The organism is Chiayiivirga flava (genome assembly GCF_014202825.1).
Lineage (GTDB): Bacteria > Pseudomonadota > Gammaproteobacteria > Xanthomonadales > Xanthomonadaceae > Chiayiivirga > Chiayiivirga flava.
Map to the genome: position 1 here is coordinate 546127 of NZ_JACHHP010000003.1, position 21274 is coordinate 567400.

Genomic DNA, 21274 nt, shown 5'->3' on the forward strand with positions numbered 1-21274 from the left:
GTCCCGGCACGTTTTCACGTTTGCGTTGTGGAGACGGCCGCGCCGGGGCGGGCGCGACGCGGTCGGTGCGCGGGGACCATGCGCCGCGCGCCAACCTGCTAGTGTGCGGCCGCTACGCGGAGGGGAGGCTGACATGCGCATGAGTTTTCCCAACGGCGAGCACGCGGACGTGTCGCTCGACCAAGGGGAGATCAGCATCGGCAGTGGCACGGACGATGGCATCCGCATCGCCGGCGCCGGCCTTGCCGTGCGCCACGGCGTGCTGCGCGTCGACGCGCAGCGCGGCATCCTGCTGCACCTGGCGGCGGGCAGCGGCGGTGCCCATGTGAACGCGCGTCCGGTGCGCGAATTCGCCATGCTGCGGCTCGGCGACGTGGTGAGCCTGGGCGGCGTGCAGCTGCGCATCGGTCCCGACGACGAACGCAGCATCCAGCGCGAGCTGCCGGCAGCCGCAGCCGCAAACCCCGATCCGACGCACCGCGCCGCCGCCGCCCGCGTGGTCCTGCGCGGCACCGCCGGCGCCTACCACGGCCGCACGTTTTCGCTGCAGGATCCGCTGGTCATCGGCCGCGGCGCCGCGGCCGACGTGCGGCTCGACGAGCCCGCGCTCGCGGACCAGCACGTGCGGCTGGAGCAGCTGAGCGACCGTGTGCTGATGCGCGACCTCGGCGCGCGCGACGGTGTGCTGGTCAACGGGATTCCGCTGCGCAACGCCGTGCTGCATCCCGGCGACCAGATCGTCGTGGCGCAGCATCGCTTCGTGCTCGAGGCGCCGGGCCTGCCGCCGCGCGGCAGCGCGACGTTCGCGCCCGCGCCGCGCGCCGGCACCACCCAGGCCATGCCCGCCGTGCAGGTGCCCGTCGCAGCGCCGCGTGCCGACGCCGGGTCGACGCCGGCCTCGCGCTTCAACTACGGCTGGCTGCTGCTGGCCGCGGCGGCGATCGCACTCGCGTTCGTCGCGATCCTGATCTACGCGCCGCGCTGAACCGGCGCCGGCGCGCGCGGCCGGCGCTGGATGCGGCGTGCGACCGGCGGCAGGCGCAACACCAGCAGCAGCGCCAGCAGCGCGGCATAGACCGCCGGCTCGCGCACGTCGGACTTGACCAGCCACCAGAAATGCAGCACGGCCAGCACGCCGATGCCGTAGACGATCCGGTGCAGCTGCGTCCAGCGTCGTCCCAGCCGCCGCATCATGCCGCGCGTGGACGTCAGCGCCAGCGCCAGCAGGCCGCACCACGCCGCGAAGCCCACGGTGATGTAGGGGCGCTTGACGATGTCCTCGAGAATCTGGCTCCAGTAACCGCCCAGGTCGAGCACGAGATAGATCGACAGGTGCACGCTCGCGTAGAAGAACGCGTACAGCCCGATCAGACGACGGAACCGCGCCAGCACGTTCCATCCGGTGACCCGCCGCAGCGGCGTCACCGTCAGCGCCAGCAGCAGGAACCGCAGCGCCCACAGGCCGGTGGCGTGGGTGAGCTCGGCGATGGGGTCGGCACCGAGCCGGTCGAGATAGATGTCGGCAACGAGCCACGCGAACGGCAGCAGCGCCAGCACGTGCAGCACCGTCTTGACTGCGATCATCTGCAGTTTCGTCATCCGCGCCGCGCCCTCAGAACCACTTGCGCAGGTCCATGCCGGCGTAGAGCGAGGCCACCTGCTCGGCGTAGCCGTTGAAAGGACGCGTCGGGATGCGGTCGGCGAACACGCGGCTGCCGCTGCCGGCAAGCCTGCGTTCGGTCTTCTGGCTCCAGCGCGGATGGTCGACGTCCGGATTCACGTTGGAAAAGAAGCCGTACTCGGACGGCTGCAGCTCGTTCCAGCTCGTCGGCGGCATGTTCTCGACGAATTCGATCTTCACGATCGACTTGATGCTCTTGAAGCCGTATTTCCACGGGACGATCAGGCGCAGCGGCGCGCCGTTCTGCTTGGCCAGTTCGCGTCCGTACATGCCGGTGGCGAGCAGCGTCAGCGGGTGCATGGCTTCGTCGATGCGCAGGCCCTCGACGTAGGGCCAGCGGATCGAACGGTAGCGCAGGCCGGGCATCTGCTCCGGATCGGCCAGCGTGGTGAACGCCACGTACTTCGCCTGCGCGGTCGGCTTGAACCGCGCCAGCAGCTCGCCCAGCGGCACGCCGGACCACGGGATCACCATCGACCAGCCCTCGACGCAGCGCAGCCGGTAGATGCGTTCCTGCACCGCCAGCGGCTTGAGCAGATCCTCAAGCGCCACGACGCCGGTCGTTTCCGCGTGCCCGGCGATCTCCACGTTCCACGGCGAGGTGCGCAGGCGATGCGCGTACTTCGCCGGATCGTCCTTGCCGGTGCCGAACTCGTAGAAGTTGTTATAGGCGGTGGCGTCCTCGTAGCGCGTCTGCTCTTCCGTGGTGCGGAACGCCTCTTCGCCGGGCGCGACCGGGGCGGCCGCGTCTGCCGGCGGCGCGGGCGGCTCGGGATCGGCCCGGGCGCAGCCGGCGAGGCTCGCCAGCGGCGTCGCGGCCAGCGCGGCGACGAGGCGGCGGCGGTTCAGATACACCGCTTCGGGCGTGATCTCCGACGCGGGCACGGTAGGAATGTCGACTCGACGCATGCGGGACCTCCGGCGGACCTGTTCCCACCCTATACGTTCGCACGGCGCAAAAGATACGCACTGCTGCGCACCGCGTTGGCCGCGAGTCATCGCCGCGCGCCGAGCGACGCTATTCTGCTGCGCCGCCGCATGATAGCCTCGCGGGCCCGAACCGCGTGGATTTGCGCGATGTCGCGTGCCTTCAATTTCAGCGCCGGACCGGCCGCCGTGCCGGACGCGGTGCTGCGCGAAGCCCAGGCGGAACTGCTCGAATGGCACGGCGAACGCGCCTCCGTCATGGAGCTCTCGCACCGCGGCGCGGCGTTCGAGGCGATGGCGGCCGAATCGGAGCAGGACCTGCGCGACCTGCTCGCGATCCCGGACAACTACCGCGTCCTGTTCCTGCAGGGTGGCGCGACCCAGCACTTCGCGCAGATCCCGATGAACCTCGCGGCACAGGACCAGACCGCGGACTACATCGTCACCGGCGCCTGGGGCCAGAAGGCCGTCGCCGAAGCGGCGCCGTACGTGCGCGTGCACACCGCGGCAAGCAGCGAAGCCGGCGGTTTCCGCTCGATCCCGCCGCGGACGCAGTGGCAGCTCACCGACGGCGCGGCCTACGTGCACTACACGCCGAACGAAACCATCCACGGCGTTGAGTTCTTCGAGATCCCGGACGTGGGCGACGCGCCGCTGGTGGCCGACGTGTCGTCGATGTTCCTCTCGCGTCCGCTCGACGTGTCGCGCTTCGGCCTGCTGTACGGCGGCGCGCAGAAAAACGTTGGCGCGTCCGGTCTCGTGATTGTGATCGTGCGCGACGATCTGCTTGCCCGGCAGCCGCGGCCGATGGCGAAGATCCTCAACTACCGCGCCCACGCCGAACAGCATTCGCTGCTCAACACGCCGCCGACATTCGCCTGGTACCTCGCGGGCCGCGTGTTCAAGTGGCTCAAGGCGCAGGGCGGCCTGGCCGCGATCGAAGAAATCAACCGTCAGAAGGCGGCACTGCTGTATTCGGCCATCGACAGCTCCGGCGGCTTTTATTCGAACCCGGTGCAGCGCGACTGCCGTTCACGCATGAACGTGCCGTTCACGCTGCACGATTCCTCGCTCGATGCCCCCTTCCTCGCCGAATCCAGCGCCGCGGGCCTGCTCGCGCTGAAGGGCCACAAGATGGTCGGCGGCATGCGCGCTTCGCTGTACAACGCGATGCCGCTCGACGGCGTGCGGGCGCTGGTTGCGTTCATGCACGACTTCGCACGCCGCCACGGTTGAACGCCATTCGCCTGCACCTCACGAGATCCGCATGAGTCCGAGCAAATCGAAGCCGTCACGCAGCAAGGCCGTGTCGAAATCCGCCGCGACCGCGCCGAAGGCGGCGACAAGACCCGCCGCCGCGTCGACGCGCGAGGCGAAGCGATCGACGGGCGGCGCCCCTGCAGCGACCGAGCGCGCGCCGGTGCTCGCGGACGTGCGAGCACGCATCGACGGAATCGACCGCCAGATCCAGGCCCTCATCGCCGAACGCGCCAACTTCGCGCTGCAGGTCGGCAAGGCCAAGGGCCCGCTCAAGGCCGCGATCGACTACTACCGCCCGGAGCGCGAGGCGCAGGTGCTGCGCATGGTGGTGGACCGCAACGATGGCCCCCTGTCGGACGAGGTGCTGGTGCGCCTGTTCCGCGAGATCATGTCCGCGTGCCTTGCGCAGCAGGAGCCGCTGAAGATCGGCTACCTCGGACCGGAAGGCACGTTCTCGCAGCAGGCCGTGCACAAGCACTTCGGCCACTCCGCACACGGCTTGCCGCTCGCGAGCATCGAGGAGGTGTTCCAGGAGGTGGCCGCGGGCAATGCCGATTTCGGCGTGGTGCCGGTGGAGAATTCCGGCCAGGGCACCATCCAGGTCACGCTCGACATGTTCCTGACCTCGCCGCTGAAGATCTGCGGCGAGGTCGAGCTGCGCGTGCACCAGCACCTGATGTCGCGTTCGGGCCGGCTCGAGGACATCGAACGCGTGTATTCGCATCCGATGTCGCTGGCGCAGTGCAAGAGCTGGCTGCGGCAGAACCTGCCGAAGGCCGAGAAGGTGCCGGTGTCGAGCAACGCCGAAGCCGCACGCCGCGCGCGCGGCTCCGACGATGCCGGCGCCATCGCCGGTGCGTCGGCGGGACATGTGTATGGGCTCAAGGTGGTTGCGGGCCCGATCGAGGACCGTCCGGACAACACCACGCGTTTCCTCGTCATCGGCCGCGAGCTGCTGCCGCCGTGCGGGCACGACCGCACCTCGCTGCTGGTGTTCATCAGCGACCGCCCCGGCGCGCTGTTCGACGTGCTGAGCCCGCTGGCGCGGCACGGCGTGAGCATGGACCGCATCGAATCGCGCCCGGCGCACACCGGACGCTGGCAATACGCCTTCTTCATCGACGTGCTGGGCCACGTGCAGGACGACGCGCTGAGCGCCGCGCTGCGCGAGCTCGAGAAGGCCGCGGTGCAGGTGAAGGTGCTGGGCTCGTATCCGGTGGCGGTGCTCTAGCAGTTGCTACTTCCGCCTTGACCGACGTTTCCTCCGACGGGGGAAGTGCCAGAGCTACTCCGGATCGTAATCCAGGTTCGGCGCCAGCCAGCGCTCGGCGTCGCGCATCGACCAGCCCTTGCGCTTCGCGTAGTCCTCGACCTGCTCGCGCGTCACCCGGCCGACGACGAAGTACTGGCTGCCCGGGTGCGAGAAATACCAGCCCGACACCGCGGCCGTCGGCAGCATCGCGAAACTCTCGGTGATCGAGATGCCGGCATGCTTCGTCGCATCGAGCATGCGGAACAGGGTGTCCTTCTCGGTGTGGTCCGGACACGCCGGATAGCCCGGCGCCGGACGGATGCCGCGGTAGTTCTCGCCGATCATGTCCTCGTTGCTCAGCGCCTCGTCCGGCGCATAGCCCCAGAACTCGCGCCGCACGCGCTCGTGCAGGCGTTCGGCGAAGGCTTCGGCGAGGCGGTCGGCCAGCGCCTTGAGCATGATCGCGGAATAGTCGTCGTGCTCGCGCTCGAACCGCGCCACGTGCGCGTCGATGCCGATGCCGGCGGTGACGGCGAACGCGCCGATCCAGTCCTCGACACCGGCCGCCTTGGGCGCGATGAAATCGGCCAGCGAAAAATTCGGGCGCTCCACCGGCTTGTCGGCCTGCTGTCGCAGGAAGTGCAGGGTCTCGATCCGCGCGCCGTCGGCGCCTAACACCTCGACATCGTCGCCCACCGCCGCCGCACGCCAGAAGCCGAGCACGCCGCGCGCGATCAGCCAGCGTTCGTCGATGATGCGTCGGAGCATGGCCTGCGCATCGCGGAACAGTTCGCTCGCCTGTGGTCCGACGACGGCGTCGGAGAGGATGGCCGGATAGCGGCCGGCCAGTTCCCAGGCATTGAAGAACGGCGACCAGTCGATGCGTTCCACCAGGTCGGACAACGGATAGTCGTCGAAGACGGTGATGCCGGGCGTGGTCGGCGCGGGCGGCGAGTAGCCGTCCCAGCCGCCGTCGAAACGCTGCGCGCGCGCGCGGCTCAGGGTGACGAGTTTCTTCGCCGCGCCGCGGTCCTTGTGGCGGGTGCGGATGTCGGCATAGTCGGCCTGGTTGGCCGCCACGAACGCATCGCGCAGCTCCGGGCTGATCAGCGATTGCGCCACACCGACCGCGCGCGACGCGTCCTTCACCCACACGGTGGGACACTTGTAGTGCGGTTCGATCTTCAGCGCCGTGTGCGCGCGCGACGTGGTCGCGCCGCCGATCAACAGCGGCACGTGGAAGGCTTGCCGCTGCATTTCCTTCGCGACGTGGCTCATCTCCTCCAGCGACGGCGTGATCAGACCGGAGAGGCCGATCATGTCGGCCTGTTCCGCGCGCGCGGTGTCGAGGATCTTCTGGGTGGGCACCATCACGCCGAGGTCGATCACGTCGAAGTTGTTGCAGCGCAGCACCACCCCGACGATGTTCTTGCCGATGTCGTGCACGTCGCCCTTGACGGTGGCCAGGACGATCTTGCCGCTGGATTTTCCCGCGTCGCCGGTGCGCAGCTTTTCCGCCTCGATCCAGGGCAGCAGCCACGCGACCGCCTTCTTCATCACGCGCGCCGATTTCACCACCTGGGGCAGGAACATCTTGCCGGCGCCGAAGAGGTCGCCGACGACGTTCATGCCCGCCATCAGCGGGCCTTCGATCACGTCCAGCGGCCGCGTCGACTGCAGGCGCGCTTCCTCGGTGTCGGCGTCGACGTAGGCATCGATGCCGTGCACCAGCGCATGCGCAAGACGCTGCGCCACGGGTAGCGTTCGCCATGCCTGCTCTTCCCGATTCCCGAGTGCCGATTCCCGACTCCCGCGCTTGTAACGCTCGGCGATCTCCAGCAGGCGTTCGGTGCCGTCGCGGCGCCGGTTGAGGATCACGTCCTCGACGCGTTCGCGCAGTTCCGGATCGAGGTCGTCGTAGATCGGCAGCGCGCCGGCGTTGACGATGCCCATGTCCATGCCGGCGCGGATCGCGTGGTAGAGGAACACCGAATGGATGGCGGCGCGCACGGTCTCGTTGCCGCGGAACGAGAACGACACGTTCGAGACGCCGCCCGAGACGTGGCAATGCGGCAACGTGGCGCGGATGATGCGTGTGGCCTCGATGAATTCGACCGCGTAGTTGTCGTGTTCCTCGATGCCGGTGGCGACGGCGAAGATGTTGGGGTCGAAGATGATGTCTTCGGGCGGGAAATCGAGTGCGTCGACCAGCAGGCGGTAGGCGCGCGTGCAGATCTCGACCTTCCTCTCGCACGTGTCCGCCTGGCCGGCTTCGTCGAAGGCCATCACGACCGCGGCGGCGCCGTAGCGGCGCACCTTGCGTGCGTGTTCGAGGAATTGCGCCTCGCCTTCCTTGAGCGAGATGGAGTTCACCACGCCCTTGCCCTGCAGGCAGCGCAGGCCGGCTTCGATCACGCTCCACCTGGACGAATCGACCATCACCGGGATGCGGGCGATGTCGGGTTCGGCGGCGATGAGGTTGAGGTAGCGTGTCATCGCGGCCTCGGAGTCGATCAGGCCCTCGTCCATGTTGACGTCGAGGATCTGCGCACCGTTCTCGACCTGCTGCCGTGCGACCTCGACGGCCTCGGCGTAACGTTCTTCCTTGATCAGCTTGCGGAACTGCGCGCTGCCGGTAACGTTGGTGCGTTCGCCGACGTTGACGAACAGCAGCTCCGGCGTGATGACGAGCGGTTCGAGGCCGGAGAGGCGGGTGTGACGCGGACCTGCACTCATGCGGCGCGGCGCTCCGGGTCGCGGGGCAGGGCACGCGGAGCGATGCCCCGCATGGCCTGCGCGATGGCCGCGATGTGCGCCGGCGTGGTGCCGCAGCAGCCGCCGACGAGATTCAGCAGGCCGGAGCGGGCGAATTCCTGCAGCGTTTCGGCCATTTCTTCCGGGGTTTCGTCGTACTCGCCGAAGGCGTTCGGCAGGCCGGCATTCGGGTGCGCGGAGACGTAGCCGTCCGACACGCGTGCGAGGGTTTCGATGTGCTCGCGCAGGTCCTTCGCGCCGAGCGCGCAGTTGAGCCCGATCGACAGCGGCTGCGCGTGCGCCATCGAGGCGTGGAACGCTTCCGCGGTCTGGCCCGAGAGGGTGCGGCCGGAGGCGTCGGTGATGGTGCCGGAGATCATGATCGGCAGACGGCCGCCGCGCGCATCGAAGGCTTCTTCCACCGCGAACAGTGCGGCTTTTGCATTGAGCGTGTCGAAGATGGTCTCCACCATGATGGTGTCGGCGCCGCCGTCGATGAGGCCGTCGACCGCTTCGCGGTAGGTGACGCGCAGTTCCTCGAAGCTGGTGTTGCGGAAACCCGGATCGTTGACGTCCGGGCTGATCGACGCGGTGCGGCTGGTGGGGCCGAGCACGCCGATCACGAAGCGTGGCCTGTCCGGCGTTGTCGCCTCGATCGCGGCGCAGCACCGGCGCGCGAGGGCCGCGCCCGCCTTGTTGAGTTCGTAGACGATGTGTTCGAGGTGGTAGTCGGCCTGGCTGACGGCCGTCGCGTTGAAGGTGTTGGTTTCGATCAGATCGGCGCCGGCCTCGAGGTAGGCGGTGTGCACGGCGGCGATCACGTCCGGGCGTGTGAGCAGCAGCAGGTCGTTGTTGCCCTTGAGGTCGTGGCCGCATGCCGGATGCGCCGGGTCCGCGTGTTGCGCGTCGAAGCCGCCGGCGAAACGTTCGCCGCGGTAGTCGGCTTCTTCGAGGCGCCACTGCTGGATCATCGTGCCCATCGCGCCGTCGATGATGAGGATGCGCTCGCGCAGCGCCTGCAAGAGCGCCTGCGCACGCGCCGGGTTGAGCCAGGGCAGCGGTTTCATGCCTTCCTCGCGAGCAGGGACACCACTTCGAAATGCGGCGGGCGTTTTTCGCGCGTGATGATTTCGCACGAGATCACGTCGAGACCGGCCCTGGTCGCGAGTTTCGCGAGTTCCTTCGCCGTGAAGCCGAGGTTGGCGTGGCCGTAGGGCTCGATCACGCCGCGGTGTTCGTGTTTTGCCAGCGTGGTGGCGATGAGTTGACCGCCGGGGCGAAGCACGCGCGAGGACTCGACCAGCGCCTGGCCGGGTTTTTCGGCGTAGGTGAGTGCGTGCATCAGCAGCACGAGATCGAAGCTGGCGTCGGGGAACTCCGTGGCGTGCATGTCGCCCTCGCGTACGTCGACGTTGGCGAACCCGCGCAGGCGTTCGCGTGCGGCCGCCACCACGCGCGGGCTCGAATCGATGCACACGTAGCGCTGCGCGCGCGGCGCCAGCAGCTCGGCCAGCACACCGTCGCCGGAGGCGATGTCGAGCACGTCGCCCGGCTCCACCAGCTGCAGCGCTGCGCGCGCGAGCGTCTCCCAGGTGCGACCGGGGGAATAGTGGCGTTCCATGTCGCCGGCCACGGTGTCGGCCCAGTTCTGCTCCGAGGCGCGCGCGGCGAGCACGTCGGGCACGCGCTCGGCGTCCGAACGCAGCAGCGGATCGTCCGCGCCGTCGGACAGGGCCTTCCACAGCGCACGCTGGGCCGCGTCCATGTCGTCTTCGGCGAAGCGGTAGTAGGCCGAGACGCCGGCGCGGCGGTCGCGCACCAGGCCGTGTTCCTTGAGCCGCGCCAGGTGGGTCGAAACGCGCGGCTGGGCGAGGCGCGTGATCGCGGAGAGCTCGGCGACGGTCAGCTCCTCGCGTTCGAGCAACGCGAGCAGCCGCACCCGCGTGGGGTCCGACAGCACACGCAGGCAGGCCGACCAGGCATCCAGATCCACGCATTCATCCCTTTATCGCGATTCAGGGATGAATTGTCCCGGTGCGGGCCGCGGGGGTCAAGCCGGCGCGGCTGCGGGCCTCAGCGCTGGCCTTCGAGGGTGGCGAACTGGTCCGGACACAGCGGTTGCACGGAACCGCGCACGCGGTCGGCCAGCGTGCGGTCGAGCGTGGCGACGTCCAGGGACACGTTTTTCGCGAACGTGCCGAGGCTGCTGCGCGCGATGATCGCGTGCGAGATGATTTTCAGGCATGCGGTGTCGCGGACGTCGGCCGGCGTCTGGGGCGTGATCTCGTCCATCACGTGTTCGATGTAGCGGGCGCGCACGTCGACGTAGCACAGCTCGAAGGCACGCACCGCGTCGGCCGTCGGCGCGCCGCCATCGGGTGGCGGATTGCCGGCGGCGCGCGCGATCACGCTGGTGCACGCCATCGTCGGATCGCGGCCTTCGGCGGCGGTGCCGAAGGCGCGCGTGAGCGTGCGGCGGTAGGGCTCCGGCAATGCGGGCAGGTCGGGCGGTGGCGCATCGGTGCCCGTCGCCGCGGCGGGCGGCGGCGCGACGGCGGTGTCGGGCCGGGCAGTGTCTGGCCGGGCGGTGTCGGCCGGGGTGGTGTCGCTGCACGCGGCGGTGGCGAGCAGCAGGACGGCAACGGCGGCGGTCAACGGACGACGGATCATGGCGGGGGTTCCGGGTCGAGAGGGAAGGGCAGGATGCTACGTCCATGCAATGACAGCGAAGCAGGCGCGATCCGGACAGCGCATGTCCGCGGCCGGGTGGTGCATCGTCCCGGGCGCCGCGCCACCCGACGGCGCGGGAAAGGTAGAATGGCCGTTCTTTTCTTCCGCACGACGGAGCGAGCCGTGGATTTCCGATTCACCGACGAACAGCTGATGATCCAGGACGTGGCGCGCCGCATCGCGCAGGAAAAGATCGCGCCTTCGGCCGAACACCACGACCGCACCGGCGAATTCCCGCGCGAGAACATCCGCCTGCTCGGCGAAAACGGACTCATGGGCATCGAGGTGCCGGCCGAGTACGGCGGCGCCGGCATGGACCCGGTCAGCTACGTGCTGGCGATGATCGAGATCGCCGCCGGCGATGCCGCGCACTCCACCATCGTGTCGGTGAACAATTCGCTGTTCTGCAACGGCATCCTCAAGTACGGCACCGAGGAACAGAAGCAGAAGTATGTCCGTGCCATTGCCGAAGGCCGCGAGATCGGGGCCTTCGCGCTGACCGAGCCGCAGTCCGGCTCCGACGCCACCGCGATGCGCTGCCGCGCCGTGCGCCAGGACGACGGCAGCTACATCGTCAACGGCAAGAAGAGCTGGATCACGTCCGGTCCCGTGGCCAAGTACATCGTGCTGTTCGCGATGAGCGAACCGGACAGGGGCGCGCGCGGCGTCACCGCGTTCCTGATCGATACCGATCTTCCCGGTTTTTCGCGCGGCAAGACCGAACCCAAGCTCGGCATTCGCGCCTCGGCCACGTGCGAGATCGAGTTCGCCGATTTCCGCGTCGCGCCCGAGGACGTGCTCGGCAAGGACGGCGAGGGGTTCAAGATCGCGATGGGCGTGCTCGATGCCGGCCGCATCGGCATCGCCTCGCAGGCGGTCGGCATTGCGCGGGCGGCATACGAGGCCACGCTCGCCTACGTCAAGGAACGCAAGGCCTTCGGCGCGCCGATCGGGACGTTCCAGATGACGCAAGCGAAGATCGCCGACATGAAGTGCAAGCTCGATGCCGCCACGCTGCTCACGCTGCGCGCCGGCTGGGCCAAGGCCGAGGCGGACAGGACCGGCGGACGGTTCGGCAACGAGGCCGCGATCGCCAAGCTGTTCGCATCCGAAGCCGCGATGTGGATCACCCACCAGGCGGTGCAGCTCCACGGCGGCATGGGCTATTCGAAGGAAATGCCGCTGGAGCGCTACTTCCGCGACGCCAAGATCACCGAGATCTACGAGGGCACGAGCGAGATCCAGCGTCTGGTCATCGCGCGCAACGAGACCGGTCTGCGCTGAGCCGCAGCGCGGCGATGCGACGTCGTCGCGCCTGCGCACCGTGCGCACCGTGCGCACCGGCGTCGCCCGGATGCGCGCGGACTCGCTCCCGCGTCCGCACGGGCGCCGCGACCATCGGCACGTGCGCCGCGCGACGCAGCTGCACACAGTTGCCTTTTCCCCGGACCCGCACGCCATGACGCCCATCGACCTGCGCAGCGACACCGTCACCCGTCCCACCGCGGCCATGCGTGCGGCGATGGCCGCCGCCCCCGTCGGCGACGATGTCTACGGCGAGGACCCCACCGTGCGCGCGCTCGAGGAACGTCTCGCCGCCGAACTGGGCTTCGAGGCCGGCCTCTTCGTGCCGAGCGGCACGCAGAGCAACCTCATCGCGCTGCTGTGCCACTGCGCGCGCGGCGACGAATACCTCGTCGGCATGGAAGCGCACACCTACAAGTACGAAGGCGGCGGCGCGGCCGTGCTCGGCTCGATCCAGCCGCAGCCGATCGCACACGCGCCCGACGGCACGCTGCCGCTCGACGCACTGCAGCGTGCGGTGAAGCCGGACGATCCGCACTTCGCGCGCACGCGTCTGCTGGCGCTGGAAAACACCTGGCACGGACGGGTGCTGCCGCAGCGCTATGTGCAGGAGGCCACCGACTGGGCCCGCAGCCGCGGCCTTGCCTGCCACCTCGACGGCGCACGGCTGTTCAACGCGGCGATCGCGAGCGGCGTGCCGGCACGCACGCTTGCGACACCGTTCGACAGTGTGTCGGTGTGCCTGTCGAAAGGGCTTGGTGCGCCGGTGGGGTCGGTGCTGCTCGGCAGCGCGGCCCTGATGGGGCAGGGCCGGCGCTGGCGCAAGATGCTCGGCGGCGGCATGCGCCAGTCCGGCGTGCTGGCGGCCGCGGCGCTGCACGCGCTCGATCATCACGTGGCGCGCCTGGCCGACGATCACGCCCGCGCCGCGCGCCTGGCCGACGCGCTCTCGGGCATCGAGGGTCTGCAACTGCTCGGCTGCCACACCAACATGGTGTTCGTCGACGTGCCGGTCGCGCGCCAGGCCGCGCTCGCCGCGCACCTGGCCGGCGACGGCATCCGCGTCAGCATCGGCTATCTGCCCACGGTGCGCCTCGTGACGCATCTGGACATCGACGATGCGGCGATTGCACGCAGCGTCGACTCGCTCGCCCGGTTCTTCGCGAACTGAGCAAAAAAAGCCGGGCGCGATGGACTGCGCCCGGGAGTGGGAGTGACGGGAACGCGGCGTCAGCTGCCGCGGCGCATCGCGAAGCCTGCAAGGCCGAGCACGCCGAGGCCGACGAGCAGCAGGAACAGCGGCGAAGTGGCGGGAACCACATTGGGCATGGACGCCGTCGGCGGCGCCGGATTGCCGATGACCGCGGCGCTGAGCGCCAGCCCGCGCAGGGTCGGATTGCCGGACACGTTGCCGATCAGCGTGGCCGCGCCGGTGGTTAGGTCGATGCCGTACAGGCCGGTGGCGCCGCCGACGGTGAGCGCGGCGATGGCGGTGTTGGTGCCGCCGCTGCTGAGCACGTCGAAGCCGGTGTTGGCGTCCACCGCGACGCCGAGCGCGCCGATGGCCACCACGGTGCCGTCGTTGGGCGGGTTCTGCAGGAACAGCGTGTCGCTGTTGGGATCGATGTCGTACAGCGCGGTGCCGGCCGGTGCCGGATTGACGCTGTTGATGTAGGCCGAGCCCGCCACGGCCGGGCCGGCGGGATTGATCGGGCCGTCGACGAGGGTCTCGCCGGTGTCCACGTTCACGCGCAGGTTCTGTCCGGTGTTGCTCACCACGCGCAGGCGGTCGGGCACCGGATTGAAGTCGACGCCGAAGCTCGTGCCCGACGGCGCGACGCTGAGCGTGGAGGCAAGCGTCGCTGCGCCGGTCTGGGGGTCCACCGTGTAGAGCCGGCCGGACGATGCCAGCGCGTACAGCGCGCCGGTCGCGGGACGGAAATCAATGCCGACGAGTTGATCGCCGCCGGTCAGGCCGGTGACCGCGCGCACCGTGGCGGCGCCGGCCGGTGCCGCCGAGGAAAACAGCACCAGGCCGTTCGCGCCGTCGAGCCCGATCGCCGTGCCGGGCACCGCTGCGGGCGGAAGGGTCGCGGCGGTCACCGCGATGCCGCGCAGCGCTGGATTGCCGCCGACCGCACCGCGGGACGTGGCCGCGCCGGTGGCGAGATCGATGGTGTAGAACGTCGTGGTGCCACCGACGCGGAACGCAGCATACGCCGTGTTCACCGCACCGACGGTAAGCACATCGAGGCTGTGGTCGCCGGAGGCATCGAGCACCACGCCGAGATCGCCGACGGCAGTGACGGTGCCGTCATTCGGCGGTGCCTGCAGCAGGAGGTCGCTCGTCACCACGTCCACGACGTAGAGCGCGGTCGTCATCGGTGCCGGATTGACGCTGTTGATGTAGCCGGCGGCCACCAGCTGCGGACCGGCGGGATTGATCGGGCCGTCGACAAGGGTCGCACCGGTGTCGACATTGATGCGCAGGTTCTGGCCGGTGTCGCTGACCACGCGCAGGCGATCGGGAACGGGATTGAAGTCGACGCCGAACACGCTACCGTCGAGCGCGACATCGAGTGTGGCACTGGTGGTAGCGACGCCGGTGACCGGATCGATCACGTAGAGGTTGCCTGCATCGCCGACGCCGTAGAGCGCGCCGGTCGCGGGGCGGAAGTCGATCCCGAGCAGGGTTTCCCCGGCGTCGAGACCGGAGACGGGCACGGTGGCCGGCACGGCGCCGGGGGCGCTGGCGGAGAACCGGACGAGGGTGTTGCCATCGTTGAGGCCGATGACGGTCTGCGCGAAGGCGGCGGGACTGGCGGCGACGAGCGCGGCCAGCACGATGCAGCGGGGGATGCACTTCATTGGCGTCTCCTGAAAGGGAGTTGCGGTGCTGCGGCTTGGATGGCAGGCCATGCGCGATACCCCTGTGTGCATCGATCGCGACATGCATGTCGCCGCACATGGGCGGCGAATCGTTGGTTTATGTGAGCTGTGTCACGGTTCCGATGGGAGGACGGCCGCGTCTTGCGCGCCCCCGGGCTGCAAGCGCGTGCGGAGAACGCGCGTCCGAACCGTTCTCCTTCGGTCCAGTACGCGCAGGTCCGCAACCGCGGATGCAGGGGAATGTAAAAAAGTGTGCTCGCGGGGGCGCACGGACCGCCGGCGTCGGCGCTGCGGTCTCGTCGAGCGATCGCGCGCCCGCATCGACGCGTTCGAGCCGATGGCTTCAGTCGTTGGAACGCCCGCCGCCGAGGGCCTTGCGCAGCGCGGCGAGCCCGCGTCGGATGTGGGACTTGACGGTGCCGATCGCCATGCCGGTGCGCTCGGCGATTTCCGGGTGCGACAGATCCTCGTAGAAGGCCAGCGCCACCATCTCGCGCTGCGCGGCCGAGAGGCGATCGAAGGCCTTGCCGACCGCGCTCTCCGCGTCCAGCGCATCGATCAGCCGCGCCGACGACAGGGTGTCGTCCGGCACCGAGGCCATGTCGGTGGAGTCGAGGTGCAGCACGCGGCTGTGACGGCGCTCGCGCCGCTGGCGGTCGATCGCGCGCGTCCATGCCTGGGTCAGCAGCCACGCGATCACGCGACCGCGCGCCGGGTCGTACGACTCGACCTTTTCCCACACCTGCTGGTAGACGTCGCCCACCACTTCTTCCGCGTCGTTCGGATCGCGCAGCATGTTGAACGCGGTGGTGTAGACCTGCGACGAGGTCCGTTCGTAGAGCTCGCTCAGCGCAGCCTGCTCGCGTGCGCGGATACGCTGCAGCAGCGGGGCGAGATCGTCGTCGGCGCGCGGCGGCGATGGTTCGTCTGGAAGCACGTCGCGTCCTGGCTCGCTGCGGCGTTGATGGAGGCGATAGTGTGGTGGAATTCCTCGCCGCTGTCGCCGGGCCCCGGCTTTCGGCACGCGCGCCGCGATGCGGGCACGCTACCATCGGGGGCTGGTCGCCTTCGGAAGGGTCTTGCATGAAACGCATCGCGCTGCTGCTCGGATTCGTCGCGCTCGGCTCCGGCGTCGGGGCGGCCGAGCCCGGCTACTTCCGCTACCCCGCGATCCACGGCGACACCGTGCTGTTCACGGCCGAAGGGGATCTGTGGTCGGTCGCGCGCGCCGGCGGGGCCGCGCGCCGGCTGACCACGCATGCGGCCGAGGAGAGTCGGGCCGCGGTGTCGCCCGATGGCCGCTCGGTGGCGTTCTCCGCGTCGTACCACGGCCCGCTCGAGGTCTACGTGATGCCGCTCGCCGGGGGCGATCCGCGCCGCGTGAGCTTCGAAAACACGCGTGCGCTGACGCTCGGCTGGACCGCGCAGGGCGAGGTGCTCTACGCCACCTCCGACGTCAGCGGACCGGCCTCGATGCGCGTGGTGGCCGCAGTCGACCCGGCCTCCGGCACGCGCCGCGTACTGCCGCTGGCCGATGCCAACGACGCCGTGCTCTCGCCCGACGGCAACACCGTCTATTTCGTGCGCTTCGGCCTCAGCGTCACCGGCGACAACGCACGCGGCTACCGCGGCGGCGCACTGTCGCAGCTGTGGCGTTTCGACCTTGCCCGCGGTCGCGAAGGCGAGCGCATCGGTCCGCAGGACGTCAACCTCCGGCGTCCGCTGTGGTGGAAGGATCGCCTGATCGTCATCGCCGACCGCGGCGGCCGCGACAACCTCTTTCTGCTCGACCCGGCCACCGGCGCGATGCAGGCGCTCACGCAGCACACCGACTTCGGCGTGCGCTCGGCCAGTCTCGACGGCGACGCGCTGGTGTACCAGCTCGGCGCCGACATTCACGCGCTCGATCTCGCATCGCGCGCCGATACCACGCTGGACATCGACCTGGTATCGGATTTCGACCAGCGCCGCGAGCGCTGGATCGACCGCCCGGCGCGGTACGTGGAGTGGACCGACCTTGCGGCCGACGGCGAACGTGTCGCGCTGACCGCGCGCGGCCGCGTCACCGTCGCAGGCATCGGGCCACGTCGCCGCGTCGACATCGGTGCGCCGCTCGGGACGCGCCTGACCAGCGGCACGGTCGGCAAGGACGGAAAGTTCGTCTACGCCATCTCGGACGCCAGCGGCGAGGAGGAAGTCTGGCAGTTTCCGGCCGACGGCAGCCCCGGTGGCAAGCAGCTCACGCGTGACGCGGACACGCAGCGCTGGAACCTGCACCTCTCGCCCGACGGCAAGACCATCGCGCACGACGACAAGCGCGGCCGACTCTGGCTGCTCGACATCGCGAGCGGCCGCAACACCCTGCTCGACGACGGCGGCAAGGACGGCAACGAGGGGTATTCCGCCATCGCCTGGGCGCCGGACAGCCGGCACCTCGCGTTCGCGCGCGCGACCAAGGCCGGCGGCCGCGAGCGCCTTGCGCTGGCGGCGCGCGACGGCAGCCGCATGCAGTGGCTCACCAGCGAAAAATACGAATCCGCATCGCCGGCATTTTCACGCGACGGCCGCTGGCTGTGGTTCCTGTCCGAGCGGCAGTTCGCGCTCGCCAACGGCGCGCCGTGGGGCGACCGCAACACCGGTCCGTTCTTCGACGAACGCAGCAAGGTCTACGCGATCGCGCTGCAGGCCGACAATCGCTTTCCGTTCCGGGCAGACGACGAACTGGCCGGCGACGATGCGGGCAGCAAAGACGACGATGCCGACAAGAGCGACAAGGACGCCAAGGACAGCGACGACACCGCGCCACCCTCGCTGCCCGTCACCTGGGACGGTCTTGCCGACCGCCTCTACGAAGTGCCGCTGCCCGCCGGCGACTATCGCGAGCTGCAGACCGACGGCGAGCGTCTCTACCTGCTCGCGCGCGACGGCGAGTCCGGCACGCTGAGCACGCTGGAGATCGGCAACAAGCCGCCGAAAACCGAAGAGTTCGCCACCAACGTCGCGTACTTCGCCGTCTCCGCCGACGGCGGGAAGGTGCTGTTCGGCACGCCGGCCAAGGACGAGAAGACGCCCGGCACGCTGCACATCGTCAACGCCGCCGCCACCGCGCCGAAGGACCTCTCGCAGGTCACGGTGCGCCTGGACGACTGGCGTCTGCGCATCGACCCGCGCGCCGAGTGGACGCAGATGTTCGGCGACGCCTGGCGCATGCACCGCGACCACTTCTTCGACAAGCACCTGCGCGGCGTCGACTGGCCGGCCGTGCGCGCGCGCTACGCGCCGTTGCTCGAACGCGTCACCGACCGCAACGAACTCGACGACGTGCTGGCGCAGGCGATGGGCGAGCTGGGCGCGCTGCATTCGCAGATCGTCCCGGGCGACACGCGCCGCGTGGAGGACACGGTGGCCTACGCCGGCCTGGGCGCGCGCTACGACAAGGTGGCCCGTGGCTGGCGCGTGACGCACATCGCGCGCACCGAGGCCGAATTGCCGAGCGAGCGCGCGCCGTTGCAGGCCCCCGGCGTGGACGTGCGTGTAGGCGACACCATCACCGCAATCAACGGCGTGCCGGCGCGCGATGCAGCCGACATCTCCGAACTGCTGCGCAACACCGCGGGCCAGCAAGTGCTGCTGCAGGTCGAGCGCGCGGGCAAGGCACGCAAGGTGGTCGTGGTGCCGGTCGACGCGCGACGCGAGGAAGACCTGCGCTACATCGACTGGACCAAGTCGCGCGCCGCCCGCGTGGAGCAGGCCGGCGGCGGCAGGCTCGGCTACCTGCACCTGCGCGCGATGGGCGGCGGCGACATGGCCGCCTTCGTGCGCGAGTTCTACGCGCAGTTCGACCGCGACGGCCTCATCATCGACGTGCGCCGCAACCGCGGCGGCAACATCGACAGCTGGATCATCGAAAAACTGCTGCGCCGCGCGTGGGCCTTCTGGTCGCGTCCCGACGGCCTGCCGTACAGCAACATGCAGCAGACCTTCCGCGGCCACCTCGTGGTGCTGACCGACGCGCTCACCTATTCCGACGGCGAAACCTTCGCCGCCGGCGTGCAGGCACTGAAGATCGCACCGCTGATCGGTACGCGCACCGCCGGCGCCGGCGTGTGGCTCTCGGACGGCAACGCGCTGGTCGACCGCGGACGCGCGCGCGTGGCCGAATACCCGCAGTACGGCATCGACGGCCAGTGGCTGGTCGAGAACGTCGGCGTCTCGCCCGACATCGTGGTCGACAACCTGCCGCACGCCACCTTCAACGGCGGCGACGCACAGCTCGACCGTGCCATCGCCTACCTGCAGCAGAAACTCGCGAGCGACCCGGTGCCGCCGATGCGTCCGGGCGTCATCCCGCCGCTGGAGCCGGTGCGGCTGCAGTGAAGGCCGCGTTCGCGGGCGATCGAACGGCCCGCGTCGGAACATGCCGCATTTCGCCGGATGCGGTCAGCTCGTGCGCATGGCCCGATCGATTTCCGCGCCGTCGTGCGCGGCGCTGCCGGTTTCGCAGAGAAAGTGACCCAGTGCCAGATCGTGCGAGATCTCGCAGGCGAACAGCGCGCTGCGCAGCCGGGCGACGACGTCCTCGCGCGTGATGACGCCGGTGGCGCTCCAGGCGTCGACATCGTAGAGCACGTGCACATAATCGCCGTGGCGCACAACGCGCGCGGACGGCAGGGGTTCGAAGCAGGATCGGACCGCGGTGGTCGGATGCAGAATGCGCAACCAGCACGCGGTCCGGAATCCGAACCGGGCGGTGTCGGCGGTGCCACAGCTGTCGGGCGGAATATTGGTGTCCATGCGGAGGCGTCGGCGTCGGATGGACGACGCAAAGCATGGATCGTGCCGGCCCGGCACGACGGGCAGCGGCGCGATTCAGCGAGTCTGCAGCCCGCCGATCGGCCGGCGACCGGAAGCGATCGCCCGCGCCCTCAGCGCGCGCGTGCGCGCACGTTGCGAAAGCCCACCATGCGTTGTGCGTCCTCGTCCCAGAGCTTCAGTCGTGCGCTTCGCAGGCTGGTCCACAGCGTGATGCGCGGCGCCGTCCGCAGTGCCGGGTGCGATTCGTGGCACTCGCGCAGCCGGTAATTGGGAATGCGGCTCGCGAGGTGATGCACGTGGTGGTAGCCGATGTTTCCGGTGAACCAGTGCAGTACCTGCGGCAGGTCGTAGAACGAGCTGCCCGCGATCGCCGCGTGCTGCGAATCCCAGCCCTCCTGCCGCGTCCACACCGCGCCTTCGAACGTGTGCTGCACATAGAACAGCCACACCCCCAGCGCACCCGCGACCAGCACGATGGGCAGATGCACCAGCAGCACCGTCTGCCAGCCCAGCCACCAGCTCAGCAGGCCGCCGGCCACCAGCAGCATCAGGTTGTTGAGCAGCACGCTGGCCCATTCCTTCTTCCACGAAAACGGAAGATCGAACGGAAAGCGGTGCTTGATGACGAACTGGTAGATCGGCCCGATGCCCAGCAGCACCGGCGTGCTGCGATAGAAGCGGTAGCAGACGCGTCCGAACCACGAACGGGCCCTGTATTCGGTCACGGTGAGCGTGTCGATGTCGCCCATTTCGCGGCGGTCGAGATTGCTCGAGGTGCCGTGGTGCACGGCGTGGGTCTTTTTCCAGTAACCGTACGGGAACAGCGTGATGAGACCGAGCTGACGGCCCACGGCATCGTTCGCGCGCTGGCTCGCGAAGAACGAGCCGTGCCCGCAATCGTGCTGGATGATGAAGGTGCGCACGTAGAGACCGGCGGCGGGCAACGCCAGCAGCAGGGTCCATCCGTAGTTCCAGTCCGCAATCACGCTCCACGCCATCAGTGCCCACAGTCCGAGGAACAGCGGCAGGGTGTTGAACAGTTGCCAAAGGGCGCGCCCGTGATGCGGCTTCGCGAATCGCGCGCAGAGCGCACGCAGGTTGACGGTGGGTGATTCGGCGGCGATGGTCAGGACACGTCTCCGGAACGCGTGTTGGGGGGCAACCGCGGCAGGATACGCCATCGAAGGAAGATTGACGTTTCCGGTGGGCGCACAGGATGCGTGACGCAGTCCGGATTGACGCTGGCGTTCGGCATTGCGGCAGAGCGCGGATGTGGGCGGGTAGAGCGCGTTGATCGTCATCTGGACACGTGGGCTAACCGTTTTTTCGTTTGCCATCGCAATTTCGATCAAGCCTGTTATTGATGGAAAGCGCAACACGATCGGCGTCTGTGTCGTGATCGGGTTGCGTCGGAGCGGCTTGTACGAATGTGCACCCGATGTTGCGCTCCGCTCGGAAAGTTCCGCGTAGGAAGAGCAGATTCGGGCCAAGAACAGCCCGCTGCCAAGGAAGGAATGCAGATGCAACACGGAATGTCGAAGCTGTCCGCGGGAAGTGGTTGGGGGATGCGGTCGTTGCTTGCGTGGACGGTGCTGGCGGCGGGGCTGTCGGGATCGACGCTGGCGCCGGTGGGCTGGGCGGTGGCCCGCATGGATGGCGCT

15 protein-coding genes and 1 pseudogene are annotated in these 21274 nt (G+C 69.2%); 6 read left to right on the forward strand and 10 right to left on the reverse strand.

Annotated elements, in window-relative coordinates; genetic code table 11:
- The first annotated feature begins 139 nt into the window (after positions 1–139).
- A complete protein-coding gene (locus HNQ52_RS10845) occupies positions 140–985 on the forward strand; it encodes an FHA domain-containing protein (protein WP_221282025.1) in 846 nt (281 codons plus the stop codon).
- On the opposite strand, the gene msrQ is transcribed toward HNQ52_RS10845, so the two are convergent.
- Both msrQ and msrP read right to left on the reverse strand, forming a co-directional pair.
- Positions 970–1599: a protein-methionine-sulfoxide reductase heme-binding subunit MsrQ gene (gene msrQ, locus HNQ52_RS10850; RefSeq protein ID WP_183961152.1), complete on the reverse strand. Its 630-nt coding sequence runs from the start codon at positions 1597–1599 to the stop codon at positions 970–972. The genes HNQ52_RS10845 and msrQ overlap by 16 nt on opposite strands.
- Positions 1600–1612: 13 nt before the next feature.
- Complete coding sequence (gene msrP, locus HNQ52_RS10855) at positions 1613–2590, reverse strand: protein-methionine-sulfoxide reductase catalytic subunit MsrP (RefSeq protein WP_183961153.1); 978 nt, start codon at positions 2588–2590, stop codon at positions 1613–1615.
- 168 nt (positions 2591–2758) lie between these two features.
- Here msrP and serC point away from each other — a divergent pair, with 168 nt between their 5' ends.
- Positions 2759–3844, forward strand: a complete 1086-nt coding sequence (serC, locus tag HNQ52_RS10860; RefSeq protein ID WP_183961154.1) for a 3-phosphoserine/phosphohydroxythreonine transaminase — start codon at positions 2759–2761, stop codon at positions 3842–3844.
- Between the two features lie 31 nt (positions 3845–3875).
- Positions 3876–5099: a prephenate dehydratase gene (gene pheA / locus HNQ52_RS10865; RefSeq protein ID WP_183961155.1), complete on the forward strand. Its 1224-nt coding sequence runs from the start codon at positions 3876–3878 to the stop codon at positions 5097–5099.
- Positions 5100–5153: 54 nt separating this feature from the next.
- Here pheA and metH read toward each other — a convergent pair whose 3' ends face one another.
- The 4 genes and pseudogenes from metH to HNQ52_RS10885 all read right to left on the reverse strand — a co-directional run bounded on the left by metH (position 5154) and on the right by HNQ52_RS10885 (position 10544).
- Entirely contained in the window at positions 5154–7856 is a 2703-nt protein-coding gene (metH, locus tag HNQ52_RS10870; RefSeq protein WP_183961156.1) for a methionine synthase, read from the reverse strand.
- Positions 7853–8941: a homocysteine S-methyltransferase family protein gene (locus HNQ52_RS10875; protein WP_183961157.1), complete on the reverse strand. Its 1089-nt coding sequence runs from the start codon at positions 8939–8941 to the stop codon at positions 7853–7855. The genes metH and HNQ52_RS10875 overlap by 4 nt, the downstream gene beginning before the upstream one ends.
- A gap of 2 nt (positions 8942–8943) precedes the next feature.
- Positions 8944–9867, reverse strand: a pseudogene (locus HNQ52_RS10880) (ArsR/SmtB family transcription factor); the annotation flags it as partial.
- 80 nt (positions 9868–9947) lie between these two features.
- The gene (locus HNQ52_RS10885; protein WP_183961159.1) at positions 9948–10544 is read right to left on the reverse strand and encodes a hypothetical protein; all 597 of its coding nucleotides are present in this window, start codon (positions 10542–10544) and stop codon (positions 9948–9950) included.
- 183 nt (positions 10545–10727) lie between these two features.
- Between HNQ52_RS10885 and HNQ52_RS10890 the strand changes: the two genes are divergently transcribed.
- Both HNQ52_RS10890 and ltaE read left to right on the forward strand, forming a co-directional pair.
- On the forward strand, positions 10728–11888 hold the full coding sequence (locus HNQ52_RS10890) for an acyl-CoA dehydrogenase family protein (protein WP_343059321.1): 1161 nt from the start codon (positions 10728–10730) through the stop codon (positions 11886–11888).
- Between the two features lie 175 nt (positions 11889–12063).
- The gene (ltaE, locus tag HNQ52_RS10895; protein ID WP_183961161.1) at positions 12064–13080 is read left to right on the forward strand and encodes a low-specificity L-threonine aldolase; all 1017 of its coding nucleotides are present in this window, start codon (positions 12064–12066) and stop codon (positions 13078–13080) included.
- Positions 13081–13139: 59 nt separating this feature from the next.
- On the opposite strand, the gene HNQ52_RS10900 is transcribed toward ltaE, so the two are convergent.
- Both HNQ52_RS10900 and HNQ52_RS10905 read right to left on the reverse strand, forming a co-directional pair.
- Positions 13140–14777, reverse strand: coding sequence for a DUF4394 domain-containing protein (locus tag HNQ52_RS10900; RefSeq protein ID WP_183961162.1), 1638 nt, complete (start codon positions 14775–14777; stop codon positions 13140–13142).
- Between the two features lie 364 nt (positions 14778–15141).
- Positions 15142–15735 carry a sigma-70 family RNA polymerase sigma factor gene (locus tag HNQ52_RS10905; protein WP_183961163.1) on the reverse strand — a complete coding sequence of 198 codons (594 nt, stop codon included), beginning with the start codon at positions 15733–15735 and terminating at the stop codon, positions 15142–15144.
- Positions 15736–15881: 146 nt separating this feature from the next.
- Between HNQ52_RS10905 and HNQ52_RS10910 the strand changes: the two genes are divergently transcribed.
- On the forward strand, positions 15882–19175 hold the full coding sequence (locus tag HNQ52_RS10910) for a S41 family peptidase (protein WP_183961164.1): 3294 nt from the start codon (positions 15882–15884) through the stop codon (positions 19173–19175).
- Between the two features lie 63 nt (positions 19176–19238).
- Here the strand turns inward: HNQ52_RS10910 and HNQ52_RS16910 are convergent, their stop codons facing one another.
- Positions 19239–19649 (reverse strand): hypothetical protein, encoded by a 411-nt coding sequence (locus HNQ52_RS16910; RefSeq protein WP_221282026.1) that lies wholly within the window; start codon positions 19647–19649, stop codon positions 19239–19241.
- 74 nt (positions 19650–19723) lie between these two features.
- Positions 19724–20794 carry a fatty acid desaturase gene (locus HNQ52_RS10920; protein WP_183961166.1) on the reverse strand — a complete coding sequence of 357 codons (1071 nt, stop codon included), beginning with the start codon at positions 20792–20794 and terminating at the stop codon, positions 19724–19726.
- Positions 20795–21274 lie beyond the last annotated feature (480 nt).

Bases quoted from the DNA above. Each gene is read 5' to 3' on its own strand.
- msrP (WP_183961153.1), bottom strand. From the start codon at position 2,590: ATGCGTCGAGTCGACATTCCTACCGTGCCCGCGTCGGAGATCACGCCC.
- HNQ52_RS10900 (WP_183961162.1), bottom strand. From the start codon at position 14,777: ATGAAGTGCATCCCCCGCTGCATCGTGCTGGCCGCGCTCGTCGCCGCC.
- HNQ52_RS10920 (WP_183961166.1), bottom strand. From the start codon at position 20,794: ATGGCGTATCCTGCCGCGGTTGCCCCCCAACACGCGTTCCGGAGACGT.
- HNQ52_RS10885 (WP_183961159.1), bottom strand. From the start codon at position 10,544: ATGATCCGTCGTCCGTTGACCGCCGCCGTTGCCGTCCTGCTGCTCGCC.
- HNQ52_RS10875 (WP_183961157.1), bottom strand. From the start codon at position 8,941: ATGAAACCGCTGCCCTGGCTCAACCCGGCGCGTGCGCAGGCGCTCTTG.
- msrQ (WP_183961152.1), bottom strand. From the start codon at position 1,599: ATGACGAAACTGCAGATGATCGCAGTCAAGACGGTGCTGCACGTGCTG.
- HNQ52_RS10845 (WP_221282025.1), top strand. From the start codon at position 140: ATGAGTTTTCCCAACGGCGAGCACGCGGACGTGTCGCTCGACCAAGGG.
- metH (WP_183961156.1), bottom strand. From the start codon at position 7,856: ATGAGTGCAGGTCCGCGTCACACCCGCCTCTCCGGCCTCGAACCGCTC.
- serC (WP_183961154.1), top strand. From the start codon at position 2,759: ATGTCGCGTGCCTTCAATTTCAGCGCCGGACCGGCCGCCGTGCCGGAC.
- ltaE (WP_183961161.1), top strand. From the start codon at position 12,064: ATGACGCCCATCGACCTGCGCAGCGACACCGTCACCCGTCCCACCGCG.
- pheA (WP_183961155.1), top strand. From the start codon at position 3,876: ATGAGTCCGAGCAAATCGAAGCCGTCACGCAGCAAGGCCGTGTCGAAA.
- HNQ52_RS10910 (WP_183961164.1), top strand. From the start codon at position 15,882: ATGAAACGCATCGCGCTGCTGCTCGGATTCGTCGCGCTCGGCTCCGGC.